This window comes from Methylobacterium nonmethylotrophicum (assembly GCF_004745635.1).
GTDB lineage: Bacteria > Pseudomonadota > Alphaproteobacteria > Rhizobiales > Beijerinckiaceae > Methylobacterium > Methylobacterium nonmethylotrophicum.
In genome coordinates, this window is sequence record NZ_SRLB01000042.1 from 15,980 (window position 1) to 30,415 (window position 14,436).

General features: G+C 71.6%; 9 protein-coding genes. 3 read left to right on the forward strand and 6 right to left on the reverse strand.

The genetic code is table 11. The features are described 5' to 3' along the window. Positions 1 to 7: 7 nt before the first annotated feature. Positions 8 to 754: an SDR family oxidoreductase gene (locus EU555_RS31780; RefSeq protein ID WP_135419337.1), complete on the reverse strand. Its 747-nt coding sequence runs from the start codon at positions 752 to 754 to the stop codon at positions 8 to 10. Further along, on the reverse strand, positions 751 to 1,761 hold the full coding sequence (locus EU555_RS31785) for an NAD-dependent epimerase/dehydratase family protein (RefSeq protein WP_135419338.1): 1,011 nt from the start codon (positions 1,759 to 1,761) through the stop codon (positions 751 to 753). The genes EU555_RS31780 and EU555_RS31785 overlap by 4 nt, the downstream gene beginning before the upstream one ends. Positions 1,762 to 2,293: 532 nt before the next feature. Here EU555_RS31785 and EU555_RS31790 point away from each other — a divergent pair. Together EU555_RS31790 and EU555_RS31795 are read left to right on the forward strand one after the other, a co-directional pair. Further along, positions 2,294 to 4,489, forward strand: coding sequence for a type I secretion system permease/ATPase (locus tag EU555_RS31790; RefSeq protein ID WP_135419339.1), 2,196 nt, complete (start codon positions 2,294 to 2,296; stop codon positions 4,487 to 4,489). Continuing rightward, positions 4,486 to 6,006, forward strand: coding sequence for an HlyD family type I secretion periplasmic adaptor subunit (locus EU555_RS31795; protein WP_135419340.1), 1,521 nt, complete (start codon positions 4,486 to 4,488; stop codon positions 6,004 to 6,006). Before EU555_RS31790 ends, EU555_RS31795 begins: the two co-directional genes overlap by 4 nt. Before the next feature lie 229 nt (positions 6,007 to 6,235). Here the strand turns inward: EU555_RS31795 and garD are convergent, their stop codons facing one another. From garD to EU555_RS31810, 3 genes are all read right to left on the reverse strand, one after another. Next, the gene (gene garD, locus EU555_RS31800) at positions 6,236 to 7,819 is read right to left on the reverse strand and encodes a galactarate dehydratase (RefSeq protein WP_245524592.1); all 1,584 of its coding nucleotides are present in this window, start codon (positions 7,817 to 7,819) and stop codon (positions 6,236 to 6,238) included. Between the two features lie 94 nt (positions 7,820 to 7,913). Further along, complete coding sequence (kdgD, locus tag EU555_RS31805; RefSeq protein WP_135419341.1) at positions 7,914 to 8,861, reverse strand: 5-dehydro-4-deoxyglucarate dehydratase; 948 nt, start codon at positions 8,859 to 8,861, stop codon at positions 7,914 to 7,916. A gap of 99 nt (positions 8,862 to 8,960) precedes the next feature. Next, positions 8,961 to 9,854, reverse strand: a complete 894-nt coding sequence (locus EU555_RS31810; RefSeq protein ID WP_135419342.1) for a LysR family transcriptional regulator — start codon at positions 9,852 to 9,854, stop codon at positions 8,961 to 8,963. A 102-nt stretch (positions 9,855 to 9,956) separates the two neighbouring features. Here EU555_RS31810 and EU555_RS31815 point away from each other — a divergent pair, with 102 nt between their 5' ends. Beyond that, the gene (locus EU555_RS31815; protein WP_135419343.1) at positions 9,957 to 10,910 is read left to right on the forward strand and encodes a class I SAM-dependent methyltransferase; all 954 of its coding nucleotides are present in this window, start codon (positions 9,957 to 9,959) and stop codon (positions 10,908 to 10,910) included. Positions 10,911 to 10,953: 43 nt separating this feature from the next. Here EU555_RS31815 and EU555_RS31820 read toward each other — a convergent pair whose 3' ends face one another. Next, positions 10,954 to 13,929: a glycosyltransferase gene (locus EU555_RS31820; RefSeq protein ID WP_135419344.1), complete on the reverse strand. Its 2,976-nt coding sequence runs from the start codon at positions 13,927 to 13,929 to the stop codon at positions 10,954 to 10,956. Positions 13,930 to 14,436: the final 507 nt, after the last annotated feature.

A 14,436-nucleotide genomic window follows, 5' to 3' on the forward strand; every position in this document is an offset into this window, starting at 1 on the left:
CGATCCTTCAGGCCGAGAGCCAGCCGCCCTCCACCGGCAGGGCCGCGCCGGTGGTGAAGGAGGCGGCGTCGCTCGCGAGGTAGAGGATGGCGCGGGCGACCTCCTCCGGCTGCCCGAGGCGCTTCATCGCGTGGCGGGCCTGGGAGGCGGCGCGGGCGGCCGCCGGGTCGGCGGCGCGCTTGAAGCTGCGGGCCAGAAGCGGCGTCTCGATCGCGCCCGGCACCACGGCGTTGACGCGGATGCGATCGCCCGCAAAGTCGAGCGCCATGGTGCGGGTGAGGCTGAGCACCGCGCCCTTGGCGGCGATGTAGGCGCTGTTGCCCCGCCCGCCGGCGAGCGCCAGCTGCGAGGCAATCGTGACGATCGACCCGCCGCCGCGGGCCCGCATCGACGGCACCGCCTCGCGCGCCCAGAGCCAGGTGCCGCCGACATGGGCGCGAAACACCGCGTCCCAGTCGGACGGGGAGGTGGTCTCGACGGTGCCGCCGACCGAGAAGCCCGCCGCCGTCACCAGCACGTCGATGCCGCCGAAGGCGTCCACGATCGCCGCGGCGTCCGCCGCGACCGCCTCGGGCGCGCCGACATCCGAGACGCGGGCAAGGCCTTCCGTCTCCGCCGCCACCGCCCCGGCCGCCGGGCCGTCGCGGTCGATCACCGCCACCCGGGCGCCGGCCTCGGCGAGGAGCCGCGCCGTCGCGGCGCCGATCCCCGAGCCGCCCCCCGTCACCACCGCCACCTTGCCGTCGAGCCTCACCGAGCCTCCTCCCGCGACCGATCCTGCCAGAGATCCTGCCAGAGATCCTGCCAAGCCATGAAGGCGTCCGCCGACGCGTCGAGGCCGTGCGCCGCCTCCCAGCCGAACTCGTCCCGAAGCCGCGCGGTGGAGAGCGGCGGCCGGTCGTGATCGCCGTGCAGCGCGATCGTCGGGGCCTCGCCCGGTTCGGCGAGGCGGCAGACGAAGCCGGGCCGCGCCAGGGCGGGGTTCCGGGCCAGCCGCTCCCCCCAGGCCAGGACCGGCCACGCGGCGGGGCTCGACACGTTGTAGAGCCGGTGCGCCGGGCGCTCCGCCATCACGAGCCGCACCACCGCCTCGGCAGCGTCGGGGGCGTAGAGCCAGTCGCGCCGTCCGGGCCGCGGCAGCAGGGCCGGGGTGCCGGCCTGCGCCGCCCGCCAGATCTGCGCTTGCGGGCTCAGGGTGTCGCGCAAGCCCGTGTCGCGCTCGAACGGGCCGAACACCGCGCTCAGCCGCACGCTGAGCCCGTCGAGCCCCCAATGGCCGCAGAGCCGGGCCAGCACCCGTTCGGACGCGAACTTGGTGACGGCGTAGAGGCTTTCGGGGAGCGCCGGTCCGTCCTCGCACAGGATCTCTCCGGGCGCGGCCCCGTAGGCCGCCGCGGAGGACAGGTTCACCACCCGGCGCACCCCGGCCCGGCGGCAGGCCTCGAGCACCGGCACCATGGCCGTGAGGTTGACGGCGAGGATCGGGCCCGGGTCCCGGGCCTCGCGGGCGGCATCCGCCGTGACCGCGGCGGCCATCACCACCGCGTCGGTGCCCGGCGCGATCGCCGCGGACAGGCAGGCCGGGTCGGTCACGTCGCCGAGAACGAGGGCGAGGCGGCCGGGCGCGGCGGAGAGCGCCCGCATCAGCGGCGGCGGGGGCGCGGCCCGGTCGAGGAGCCGGACGGCGAGGCCCCGGTCGAGGAAGGCGCGGGCGAGGTTGAGCCCGACGAAGCCCGCGCCGCCCAGGATGACGACGCTCATGCCGGCATGGGGCCGGAGGGGTCCGGCCCCGGCGCTTCGTCGTGGAGGGGAGAAACCGGCACGCCGTATCCTCCGTTGCGATCCGGCGGGCATCGATGCAGGAAGCGGGCCGCCGCGCCGCGCTCAAGCCTGCCCGCACCATAGCGGACGGGACAGGGTTTCGGAAACGCGCGGCGCGCGTGCCGGAGCCCGCCGTTCCGGGCCCGCGCGTCGGGCCCTCTCATGACCGGCGCAGGTCCGGCGTCGTGTTCGACGGCGTCGGCCCGGACGGGGCCGGTCGACCGTGCCGCCACGGGAGGTCCCGTCGCATGGTCGTGGACTGTCATTAAAACATCACTCGCCCTCGCGCGGACTTTTCTCTAAAATGCCGGGAGGCAACAGTCGTGGCGGGAGCGGGGTGGAGCCTGTGCCGGCTCAGGCTGCCCTAGACTGATCACGATTGTTCGTGTTCTTGTGCACGTCGCGGTCTGTAAATGGACCGTTGCGTGAATCGGCGTCGGCGGGGCCGCGTCGCGGAGTTGGGGGGCGGGACATGGTGCAGGAAGCGGCCGCGCAGGCGGGCCCCGGCGCGGCGGAGCTGCCGGCGGCCCGGCCCGATTCCGGTCTCGGTGCGCTCGCCCTCGTCGCCTCGTTCCACCAGATCCCGTGCGAGCCGGCGCAGGTCCGCCACGATCTCGGCCTCGGCCAGACCCCGATGAGCGCCACGGACATCGTGCGCGGTGCCCGGCGGCTCGGCCTCAAGGGCCGGCTGCTCCAGGATCAGAAGCCGGCCCGCCTCGACGGCATCCCGCTTCCGGCGATCGTGGAGGTCGATGACGGGCGCTTCGTCGTCCTCGGCCGGCGGCTCGACGACGGCAAGCTGCGGATCATCGATCCGGTCGCCCGCACCGCCGAGCACGTCGAGCCCGAGGCGTTCCTGCCGCGCTGGACCGGCACCATCGTGCTGATCGCGCGCCGGGCCAACCTCCAGACCGCGCTTCACCATTTCGGCCTGACCTGGTTCGTGCCGTCGGTCTGGCGCTACCGCCGGCCGCTCGCCACCGTGCTGCTCGCCTCGTTCTTCATCCAGGTCTGCGCCCTCATCACGCCGATCTTCTTCCAGATCACCATCGACAAGGTGCTGGTCCACCGCGGCTACTCGACCCTGACGCTGGTCGCCGTCGGCCTCGTGGTGCTCGGCCTGTTCCACGTCGTGCTGCAATACCTGCGCGGCTACATCCTCACCCATACCGCGAGCCGGATCGACGTCGAGCTCGGCGCCCGGCTGTTCGACCACCTGATGCGCCTGCCGCTCGGCTACTTCGAGACCCGGCCCGCCGGCCAGACCGTCGCCCGGGTGCGCGAGCTCGAGACGGTGCGCAACTTCCTCACCGGTCAGGCCCTGACCTCGGCGATCGACATCCCGTTCACCCTGCTGTTCATCGCCATCCTGTACTTCTACTCGCCCCTGCTCGCTCTGATCGTCACCCTGTCGATCCCGTGCTACATCCTGGTGGCGGTGCTGCTGCGGCCGATCCTGCGCGACAAGACCCTCGAGCGGTTCAACCGCTCGGCCCTGTCGAGCCAGTTCCTGATCGAGTCGGTGGTCGGCATCCACACCGTCAAGGCGCTCGCCGTCGAGCCCACCCTCAAGGGCCAGTGGGAGGAGCGCCTCGCCGCCTACGTCAAGACCTCGTTCGTCGCCGGCCTTGTCGCCAGCCTCGGCCAGAACGCGATCCAGTACATCAACAAGGTCACGACCGCGCTCGTGCTGTTCTTCGGCGCCTACGCGGTGATGAACGGCGAATTGACCGTCGGCAGCCTGATCGCCTTCAACATGATCATGGGCCAGGTCACGGCGCCGATCCTGCGGCTGTCCCAGCTCTGGCAGGACTTCCAGCAGGTCAAGGTGTCGCTCGAACGCCTCGGCGACGTGCTCAACTGTCCCCCTGAGACCCGAGGGCTGGCCCAGGCCCACCTGCCGCCGGCCAAGGGCCAGGTCACCGTGCGGGGCCTCTCGTTCCGCTACCAGCCCGGCACGCCGGAGGTGCTGAAGGACGTCAGCCTCGACGTCCCGGCCGGTCAGGTCATCGGCGTCGTCGGCCCCTCGGGCTCTGGCAAGTCGACCTTCACAAAGCTGCTCCAGCGCCTCTACGTCCCCGAGAAGGGCCAGGTGCTGATCGACGGCGTCGACATCGCCCAGGTCGACCCGGCCTGGCTGCGGCGCCAGATCGGCGTCGTGCTGCAGGAGAACCTCCTGTTCAACAAGACGGTGTTCGAGAACATCGCGCTGGCCAATCCGGGCCTCTCGCGGGCCCAGGTGATGCAGGTGGCCCGCCTCGCCGGCGCCGACGAGTTCATCAACCGGCTGCCGCTCGGCTACGACACGCCGATCGAGGAGCGCGGCGCCAACCTCTCGGGCGGGCAGCGCCAGCGCCTGGCCATCGCGCGGGCGCTCGCCACCAACCCGCGTATCCTGATCCTGGACGAGGCGACCTCGGCCCTCGACTACGAGAGCGAGCGCATCATCCAGGAGAACATGAAGCACATCGTGCGCGGCCGCACCGTGATCATCATCGCCCATCGCCTCGCGGCGGTGCGGATCTGCGACCGCATCATCGCCCTGCAGGAGGGGCGCATCGTCGAGGACGGCACTCACCGCGAGCTGATCGAGCGCCCGGCCTCGCTCTACGGCCGGCTCTGGCGCCTCCAGTCCGACCACGGTTCAGCCCAGGGAGAGGCCGCGTGAGCGCGAACCCGCAACCCGCTCCCCTGCCGGCCGGCCTGCCGACCCCCCGTCACGCGCCCCCACCGCCGGCCCGCTTCAGCCCGCGCGGCCTGACCGAGCGGGTCCGGCGCATGGCCGACGGCCGCTCCGACCAGGAGTTCCTGCCGGCGCATCTCGAGATCCTCGACACCCCGCCCTCGCCCTACGCGGTCGTGTTCACCTGGGTGATGTGCCTGATGTTCGGGGCGGCGCTCGTCTGGAGCATCTTCGCCCAGATCGACATCCACGCCGTCGCCACCGCCCGCATCCAGCCCTCCGGGCGCTCGAAGGTGGTCCAGCCCTTCGACACCGGCAAGGTCCAGACGATCGCGGTCGAGAACGGCAGCCGGGTGCAGGCCGGCGACGTGCTGCTCACCCTCGAACCGACCGAGGCCGAGGCCGACCTGTCGTCGCGCCAGGGCGACCTCGCGGCGCTGGAGGCGCAGATCGCCCGCCGGCGGGCCACGATCGAGGCGGTGGAGAAGAACCAGCCCACCACCAAGGTGACCTTCCCGGCGGAGGTGCCGCCGGCGGTGCGCGCCCGCGAGGAGGGCGCGATGCTGGCCGAGATCGGCCAGTACATCACCACCCGCGAGGCGTTCGAGGCGCAGCTCGCCGAGAAGGTGGCGACCCAGGAGCGCTTCACCCAGAGCATCGCGGCCCGCCTGCGGCTGCAGGCGGTGCTGAAGGAGCGCGCCGACATGCGCGAGACCCTGGTGGCCAAGGCCGCCGGCACCCGCGCGGCGGTGATCGACGCGGTGCAGCAGGTCGAGCAGGTCGCGGCCGACCTCGCCTATGACCGCGGGCAGCTCATCGAGGCCAAGGCCGCCGCCACCTCGCTGCAGCGGCGCATCACCCAGCTCACCAGCGAGACCGTGGCACGCCAGTACCAGGCCCTGACGGAAGCGGCGCAGAAGCGCGATGCCCTGGTGCAGGACGTGGTCAAGGCCACCCTCAAGCGCGAGCGCACCCAGCTCAAGGCGCCGATCTCCGGCACGGTGCAGCAGCTCGCGGTGACGACCCTCGGCCAGGTGGTCACCGCCGGCCAGCCGCTGATGGTGGTGGTGCCGACCGACGGCCCGATCGAGGTCGAGGCCCAGGTCCAGAACAAGGATATCGGCTTCGTCCTGCCCGACCAGGAGGCGGTGGTGAAGATCGACGCCTTCCCGTTCACCCGCTACGGCTCGATCGACGGCAAGGTCGTGCGGGTGTCGCGCGACGCGGTCGACGACCGCGAGGCGGGCGGGGGCAGCGACGCACTGTCGGTGGCCCGCAGCCAGGGCGTCAACCCGGTCACCGGGATGCCGAAGACCCAGAACCTGATCTTCCCGGTGACGGTCGCCCTGTCGCAGACCTTCATCAAGGCGGACGGCAAGGAGGTGGCGCTGACCCCCGGCATGACCGCGACGGTGGAGATCCGCACCGGGCGGCGCCGGGTGATCGACTACCTGCTCTCGCCGGTGCGCGAGACGACCTCGACGGCGGGGCACGAGCGCTGAAGGGCGCCTCCACGTGGGTCCATCCGTCACGCGCGGAGACAACCCTCGAGGTCATCACGGGGGCTCGGCGCAGCCGGGAGCCCGGGATCCATGAAGGCTGACGGCTCCGCACGCGGTGGGCGCCGTCCCGCTTCGTCCGGAAACGTCGACGGTCATGGATCCCGGGTTCCGCTGCGCGGCCGCGGTATGACACAGAGGCTGGAGGATCCGGCACGAGGGCGGGACGCCCTCAGGTGACCGGCGCCGGGTTGAACAGCGTCAGGTCGTTGTACAGCCCCCAATGGTCCGACCACGGCTTCTTCCGGCCGCTCGCCACGTCGAGGATCAGGCGGAAGAGCTCCCAGCCCGTCTCCTCGATCGTCGCCTCGCCGGTGGCGATCCTGCCGGCGTCGAGGTCGATCAGGTCGGACCAGCGCTGGCTCAGCTCGGTGCGGGTCGCGACCTTGATCACCGGCGCCTCGGCGAGGCCGTAGGGCGTGCCGCGGCCGGTGGAGAAGACCTGGAGGGTGATGCCGGAGGCGAGCTGGAGCGTGCCGCAGACGAAGTCGCTCGCAGGCGTCGCGGCGAAGATCAGGCCCTTCTGGCGCACCTTCTCGCCGGGAGCGAGCACGCCGCGGATCGCGCTGGTGCCGGACTTGGCCACCGAGCCCAGCGCCTTCTCGACGATGTTGTTGAGCCCGCCCTTCTTGTTGCCGGGGGAGGGATTGGCGCTGCGGTCGGCCCCGCCTTGCGCGAGGTAGTCGTCGTACCAGGCCATCTCGCGGATCAGGGCGCGGGCCACCGCCTCGGTCTCGGCCCGGGGGGTGAGGAGGTGGATCGCGTCGCGCACCTCCGTGACTTCCGAGAACATCACGGTGGCGCCGGCCCGCACCAGGAGATCGGCGGCGAAGCCGAGCGCCGGATTGGCGGTGACGCCCGAGAAGGCGTCGCTGCCGCCGCATTGCAGGCCGACCACGAGGTCGGAAGCCGGGCAGGTCTCGCGCTGGCGCCTGTTCAGCACCGCGAGCCGGGCTTCCGCCATCGCCATGATGCTGTCGAGCATCATCCCGAAGCCTTCGTGGCGCTCGTCCTGGAGCCGCACCACGCCGTCGGCCTGGCCGTCCGGCAGCAGCCGCTCGGAGACGAGCTTCTCGCAGCCGAGGCCGACCACCATCACCTCGCCGCCGAAATTCGGGTTCTGGGCCAGGCTCTGCAGCGTGCGGATCGGGATCACCGCCTGCGGCGCGTTGATGGCGACGCCGCAGCCATAGGCATGGGTCAGGCCGATCACGTCGTCGACGTTGGGGTAGCGCGGCAGCAGTTCCCTCTTGATGCGCCGGATCGCCACCTCGAGGGTGCCGGCGACGCATTGCACGCTGGTCGAGATCGCCAGGATGTTGCGGGTGCCGACCGAGCCGTCCGGATTGCGGTAGCCTTCGAAGGTGTAGCCCTCGAGCGGCGGCAGCGGTGCCGGCACGCGGGTGGCGAGCGGCAGCGCGTCGAGGCTCGGGGCGGTGGGCGTGCGCACCCGCGATTCCTCGACCCAGGCGCCGCGGGGCAAGTCCTTGAGCGCTGTGCCGATCACCTCGCCGTAGCGGCGGATCGCGTCCCCCTCGGGAATGTCCTCAAGCGCCACCTTGTGGCCTTGCGGCACGAAGTCCCGGAGGGTCAGCCCGTCGGGAAACACCGTGCCGGCCGGCAGCCCGAAGGCGTTGACCACGATGGCGACGTTGTCGGTCTCGTGCAGGCGGATGATGCGGGGCGCGTCGCCCCGCCCTGCGTGGGCGGTCTCGGGATTGGTGGGCTCCCCGGCTTTCCGCGGCTCGTCCAGCATCGGGTCCCTCCCTCTCGTTGTCGGCGGCGTCCGGTGCGCCATCCTTGCCGAGACGGCGCCGCCCGCGTGGGGCGGCACCGCGTCGCGCGCTTCCTTACGACGACTCCGCGGCCAGTGCCTGCGCCGGGACGACGCGGGCGACGAGGGCCGCGAGCTCCGCCTGCTCGGCGGCCGCGAGGTCGGTGAGCGGGCTGCGCACCGGGCCGGAATCGCGCCCGACCGCCCGCATGCCGGCCTTGATGACCGAGACGGCGTAGCCCTTGCGGCGGTTGCGGATCTCGATCAGGGGCAGGATGAAGTCGCGCAGGCCCTGCGCCACCGCGACCCGGTCGCGCCGGCGCACCGCGGCGTAGAAGTCGAGGGCGAAGTCCGGCACGAAGTTGAACACCGCCGAGGAATAGGTGGTGACGCCCATCTCGAGATAGGGCAGGGCGAAGGTCTCGGCGGTCGGCAGGCCGCCGATATAGGTCAGCCGGTCGCCCAGCCGCGAATAGACCCGGGTCATCAGCTCGATGTCGCCGATGCCGTCCTTGTAGCCGACGAGGTTCGGCAGCCTCTCGCAGAGGCGCGCCAGGGCGTCGGGGCCGATCACCGCGTTGTCGCGGTTGTAGACGATCACGCCGAGGCCGGTCGCGCGGCACACCGCCTCGATATGGGCGGACAGCCCCTCCTGCTCGGAGCCCACGAGGTAGGGCGGCAGCAGGAGCAGGCCGTCGGCGCCGGCGGCCTCCGCGGCGCGGGCCATCTCGCAGGCGATGGCGGTGCCGTAGCCGGCACCGGCCAGAACCGGGACCCGGCCGTTGGTCCCGGCGACCGCGATGCCGACGACGCGGGCGACCTCGGCCGGGGTGAGGGAGAAGAACTCGCCGGTGCCGCCCGCCGCGAACAGGCCGGCGACGTCGTAGCCGCACAGCCAGTCGAGGTTGCTGCGGTACTGCGCCTCGTCGATCGCGAAGTCGGCCGTGAACGGGGTCACCGGGAAGGAGAGGAGGCCGGCGCCGAGGCGCCGGGCGAGGTCGACGGGCGAGAGCGCGCTGGGCATGATGGGTGTTCCCTCGTCTCGAAGACCCGGGGCTGTCCCCCGCTCGCCCCGACGTCTATGCCGCCTCACGATGCCTCTCCAGCACCATGTCGGCATGCTTCAATTCAATTCCGGCATCGATGCCGCGAGTTCGACGAGGATCGGGATCAGCGGGTTGTCGTTGCCCCGGCGCCAGACGAGGTGGAGTTCCACCGGCCGCCGGGGCGCAGGCACCAGGGCCCGGAACGTCACGCCCGCGACCTGCAGGGACGCGGCCGATTCCGGCACCAGCGCGACGCCGAGGCCGGAGCGCACCAGGGACAGGATGGTGTGGATCTGGGCCAGGTGCTGGACCGCGCGAGGCGCGAGGTCGGCCCCGGAAAAATAGTCGGCGACGAGGTCGTGGAAGTAGCGCGCCTCGTCGGGCGCGTAGGCGATCAGGGGCTCGGCTGCGACCGCCGCCGCCGCGACGGCGTCGCCCGCCGCGAGCGGGTGGTCGTCGGGGAGCGCCGCCACCAGGGTCTCGCGGGCGATGCGCAAGCTGCCGTCGGCGGCCGGCGGCAGGGGCGGGCGCATCAGGCCGAGGTCGATGCCTTTAGCCCCCAGGGCCTCGGCCTGGGCGGCGCTGACCATCTCCTTCAGGAGGATTTCGGCCTCCGGCAGGCGTGCGCGCGCCGCGCGCACCAGGTCGGGCAGGGTGCGGTAGGCGGCCGCCGCCGTGAAGCCGAGGGTGACGCTGCCGGCCTGGCCCGCCGCCACTCGGCGGGCGGTCGCGGCGGCCTCGTCCGCCAGGCGCAGGATCCGGCGCGCCTCGACCAGGAAGCGGCGCCCCGCCGGGGTGAGCCGCACGGCGCGGCTGGTGCGGTTGAGGAGCGCGACATCGAGGACCCGCTCGAGCACCTGGATCTGGCGGCTCACCGGCGGCTGTGTCAGATGCAGTCGCCCGGCGGCGCGACCGAAATGCAGTTCCTCGGCCACCGCCACGAAGCAGCGCAGCTGGCTCAGTTCGAACATCCGCGGATCTCCGGGCCGGGAGGATGAAATCCGGACGCTCGCACGTTGTCGGATCAGGGCTCGGGCGATCCGCCGGCCGCGCTCCGCCAGGAAAGGCCGCCGATGTCCTCGCCGCTCCACCTCGTCCGTCACGCCGTCCCGTTCACCGGCTATCCGTACCGGGGCGAGGGGATGGCGTGCAATCTCTGCGGCGAGACCGAATCCCTGGTCGTGGCCGAGACCGACCGGCGGCTGAAGCGGCTGCGCTCGGTGGCCTGCACGGAATGCGGGCTGATCCGCACCGACCCGATGCCGACCGAAGGCGAACTCGAGGCCTACTACGCCTCGGCCTACCGCGCCGCCTACCAGTTCGCCCTCGGCCGGCGCCCGCCGCGCCACCATCTCACCCGGTCCCGGCGCGAGGCGGCGTTCCGGGCGGATCTGCTCGCCCCCGTCCTGCAGTCCGGCGCCCGGGTCCTGGATTTCGGCTCCGGCTCGGGCGAGTTCCTGGCGGCCGCCCGGGCGCGGGGCTGTCGCGTCACCGGGATCGAGCCCGGCCGCGCTTACGCCGCCTATGCGAGGGCCGAGCACGGCGCGCGGGTGCTGGACCGGCTCGACGACCTGCCGCCGGACGACCGCTTCGCGGTCGTCACCGCGCACCACGTCCTCGAGCACCTGCGACATCCGGTCGACACCCTGATGCGTCTTGCCGGCCGGCTGGCGCCGGGCGGCGTGCTCTACGCTGCGGTGCCCAACATGGCGGCGCCCGGCAAGCCGCCGCACGAGCGGTTCCACTTCGCGCACGTCCACGGCTTCGTGCGCGACACCCTCGATCGCGCCGCCCGCCGCGCCGGGCTGGCGCCCCACCCCGATTACCGGCGCGAGGAGACGACCGTGGTGTACCGGCAGGCCGGGCCCGCCGACGCGCCCCGCCCGGCCGCACCCGGCCTCGCGCGGGACCTCGCCGCCGCCCTCGCGCCGGTCCGGCCCGCCGCATACCTGGCGTCGGGGGCCTGGCTTCGACCGATGGTCCGCCGCAACGCCAAGGCGATCCGCGACACCGTCGCGCGCCGCTGACGGAGGCTGCCGGCGGGGCGCGTTCGAAGCCGCCGGACCGGCCTCAGGCCGAGAGCCGCGCGCGTTCCTCGGCCTCCCGGTCGGCGAGGCCGTAATAGGTCCGCATCAGGTCGCGGTAGAGGAACCGCTGGTACTCGCCGCGCCGCTCGTACAGGTCGGGCAGCGAGAGGCCGAGCAGCAGGTCGTTCAGGGCGCTCGGGTCGCGCGCCAGGGCCGGATCGACGATCGCGCCCTCGCCGCGGGCGCGCAGGCGTTCCGCCTGGGCGCCGAGGTCGAACACCACCGGCGGCACGCCCGCCGCCTGGGCGAGCGACAGGGTGTAGCAGTAGGTCTCGGGCCAGATCGACGCGATGAGCACCAGGTCGATAGACAGGGTGCGCAGCAGGTCCATCGCCTCCTGGTCGTTGTCGTAGGGCCCGGTCTCGGTCACGCCGACCGCGGCGAGCCGCTCGGGCATGTTGGAATAGCCCACCACCCGGTACTGGATCGGCAGGTCCCGCAGGCGGGCATCGAGCGCGAGGTCGTGCAGCACGCTCGAGCCCTTGTGCGGCCCGATGGCGCCGAGAGCCGCGATCCGCAGCGGGCGGGTCGGGCCGATCGGCTCCTCCGGCGCCGGGCGCCGACGGGCGGCGGGAAGCCGCTCCTCGTGCGGGCGGACCACGATCCGGGTGCCGGGCAGGTGTGGCGCCATCCTGTCGGCGATGTCCTGCGAGGGCGCCAGCACCACCTCCGCCCCGGCGAGGAAGCCCGCATAGGTCTCCCGCCGGACCGCCGGATCGACGACGCCGCGGCTGGTGTGGTCGATGGCGATGCAGCGCCGGCACGCCTCGGCCTCGGGCAGCCCGCAGAAGCGGGCGAGCGGCGTGACGAGGTCGTTGCGATGGCAGAGGGCGCCGTAATCGTGCAGCGTGAACGCGTAGGGGCCGCTCGCCCGGATGATCGCCATCATCCGCTCGGTCGAGGCCCAGTCGAGGCCGACGAAGGAGTGCACGTGCATGAGCACGGGCCGCAGCCAGCCCAGGAACGCCGCCACGAGGTCGCCGTGCCGGTCGATCTGCAGCGTCTCGAACGAGAAGGTCGGGATCGCCCGCGTCGACCCGGGCAGGAAGTCGAGCCGGATCGTCTGCTCCGACGCGACCTTGATGATCATGACCTCGAAGCCTTCGCTCTCGAGGCGCTCCGCGAGGTCGCGGATATGCGTGACGATGCCGCCGATCCGGTTGTGGGTGAAGAACACGACGGTCTTCGGCCCGAGGCTCCTGGCCAGGCGATAGAGGTCGAGGCGGATGCGCGCCTCCCGGGCCGGATCGGCCTCGACATAGGCCAGCACCTGGGAGGTGTAGTCCGGATGCTTGCGGAACAGGCGCTTCTCGATCTGCGCCGTGTCCTTTGCGAAGGTGTTGTCGAACGACGCGCCGCCGGAATGGTAGACGAAGACGTCGTGGACGAGCAGGTTGCGATAGCCCGCCTTCTGGGCCCGCAGGCAGAAGTCGTTCTCCTCGCCGTAGCCGCGGCCGAACGTCTCGGCGTCGAAGTCGCCGATCGCGTCGATGATCGAGCGCCGCATGTAGAAGCAGAAGCCGATGCCGGTCGGCACCTCCGACGAGAGATGGCGGTTGCTCTCGCGGGCGCAGGCGTCGAGTTCCGGCAGGGTCAGCTCGAGGTGGATGCGGTTGTTGAAGTTGAACTGCGGGTAGCTGGCGATCGTCGCGTTGTTGGAGAGCGGCGTGAGGGTCGCGGCATCCGGATGAGCCCGGGCGTGCCACAGCATCCGGTCGATCCAGTCGCCGAACGGGATCGCGTCCGAGTTGAGCAGGATGACGTCCTTGCCCTTGCAGACGGCGAGCGACCGGTTGACGGAGGCGACGAAGCCGAGATTCGTCTCGTTCTCGAGGTAGACGAAGAGCCTCTGCCCGGCGAGCCTGGCGAGTGCCTGGTTGAGCTCCGCCTGCGGCCCGCAATCGTTGATGACGAGGAGCGCGAAGCGGCTCGTCTGGGGGTGCGCCAGCACCGCGTGCACGGCGCGCAGGGTCTCCTCGTAGCCCTTGTAGACCGGGATCACCACGACGACCTCGGCGGCGTCCATGTCGGTCGCCGGGCTCACCGCCGCCCATTCGGCCTCCGTCGGCGCGGTTGCCGCCGGCCACAGCGCGGCGCCGAACGGGTTGGGCTTCAGACCGAGGTCACGCCCCGTCGTGACGTAGTGGTAGAGCGGATTGACGTCGTCCGGGACCACGTCACGATACTGGTCCCGATAATACTCGCTCCAGAATATCTCGGACGGGTTGCGCCCCTCCTTCCAGCCGTACTCGGCGTAGTGGAGCAGGGCGTCGACGCCTGCGGCGCGCACGTCGGAGTAGCTCGACAGGTAATAGTTCTCGTCGAAATGCGGGGCGATCGCCTCGGCCACGTCGTCGAGATCGCTGACGAGCGGACCCGGCTCGGCCGGCGCCCGCTGATCGACCTTCACGAGCGGGCCGGCCCCCCCGAGCAGGGGATAGGTCGAGACGTAGTGGTAGAACGGCTGGATGTCGCTGTAGCTCAGGTGCTGGTTGCGCCTGATGTGGTCCTGCGTGACGAAGTCGGCATTGGGCTCGTAGCCCTGCCGCCAGCCGCTGACGAGGTAGTGGCCGAGAGGGTCCTCGACGAATCTGAGGTCGTAGGTCCGGACATAGAAGTCCTCGTCGAAGTAGTCGCGAACGACGCGGCGCTGGATCTCGAGGAACTCCGCCGGCGCGTGGGTGGGCATGGTGCGGCGCTGGTGGGCCGGCAAGGCCCCGTAATGCTGGAGCGGGTTGACCGGCGGCTCCGCCGGATCGAGGTACTTGTCCTTGTAGAACAGGGTCGAGAAGGTCGCCGACGGATCGCGCCCCTCCCGCCAGCCGCTCGCCATGTAGTGGTCGAAGGGATTCTGTCCGCTCGCGGCGACGTCGGGGTTCATCCTGAGATAGAACTGATCGTCGAAGAGGGAGGCGGCTCCGCCGATGGGCAGCCATTTGCGGAAGGACTTCTTAATCATTGTCAAAATAACCACTCAATTACGTTGGCCCCGAAGCGCGTGAGCGGCGCGTTCTGTGCGGCACCATGCCCGCTCTGGCGGAGACGGTGCCGCTTCGTCGATTCTCGGCTGTATGGCAGGTCGTTCCGCTGGCATCTCCCACAGGCGAGGCCGGACTCGACGTCCCCGCCCGCCGATTCCAGAAAGGACCCTGTCACGGGCTTGGCTCAAGAATATGACTGCCGCACGGCAGTGAGGCTGCCGAAGCAGGCAAGAGGCGTACCATCCAGCGTGATAAAACTATAAGTTGTATTTCCCCATCGCGCTCTGCGGCGTAACGGGGCGCAAGAGGGGCGCCCGACGGGTCTCGTCTCCGCGCCACCGCGGCGGCAGACCGTCTCGTCGTCATCCGCCCCGTGGGAACCTGCCGGCAAGTGACCTGCCGCCAGGTGACTTGCCGCGACATGACTTGCCGCGACCGCTTACGGCTGCGGTCTGTGCGCAGCCCTGCCGACCGGCCGGGTTCTC

Bases quoted from the DNA above. Each gene is read 5' to 3' on its own strand.
- EU555_RS31785 (WP_135419338.1), bottom strand. From the start codon at position 1,761: ATGAGCGTCGTCATCCTGGGCGGCGCGGGCTTCGTCGGGCTCAACCTC.
- EU555_RS31790 (WP_135419339.1), top strand. From the start codon at position 2,294: ATGGTGCAGGAAGCGGCCGCGCAGGCGGGCCCCGGCGCGGCGGAGCTG.
- garD (WP_245524592.1), bottom strand. From the start codon at position 7,819: ATGCTGGACGAGCCGCGGAAAGCCGGGGAGCCCACCAATCCCGAGACC.
- kdgD (WP_135419341.1), bottom strand. From the start codon at position 8,861: ATGCCCAGCGCGCTCTCGCCCGTCGACCTCGCCCGGCGCCTCGGCGCC.
- EU555_RS31810 (WP_135419342.1), bottom strand. From the start codon at position 9,854: ATGTTCGAACTGAGCCAGCTGCGCTGCTTCGTGGCGGTGGCCGAGGAA.
- EU555_RS31815 (WP_135419343.1), top strand. From the start codon at position 9,957: ATGTCCTCGCCGCTCCACCTCGTCCGTCACGCCGTCCCGTTCACCGGC.
- EU555_RS31820 (WP_135419344.1), bottom strand. From the start codon at position 13,929: ATGATTAAGAAGTCCTTCCGCAAATGGCTGCCCATCGGCGGAGCCGCC.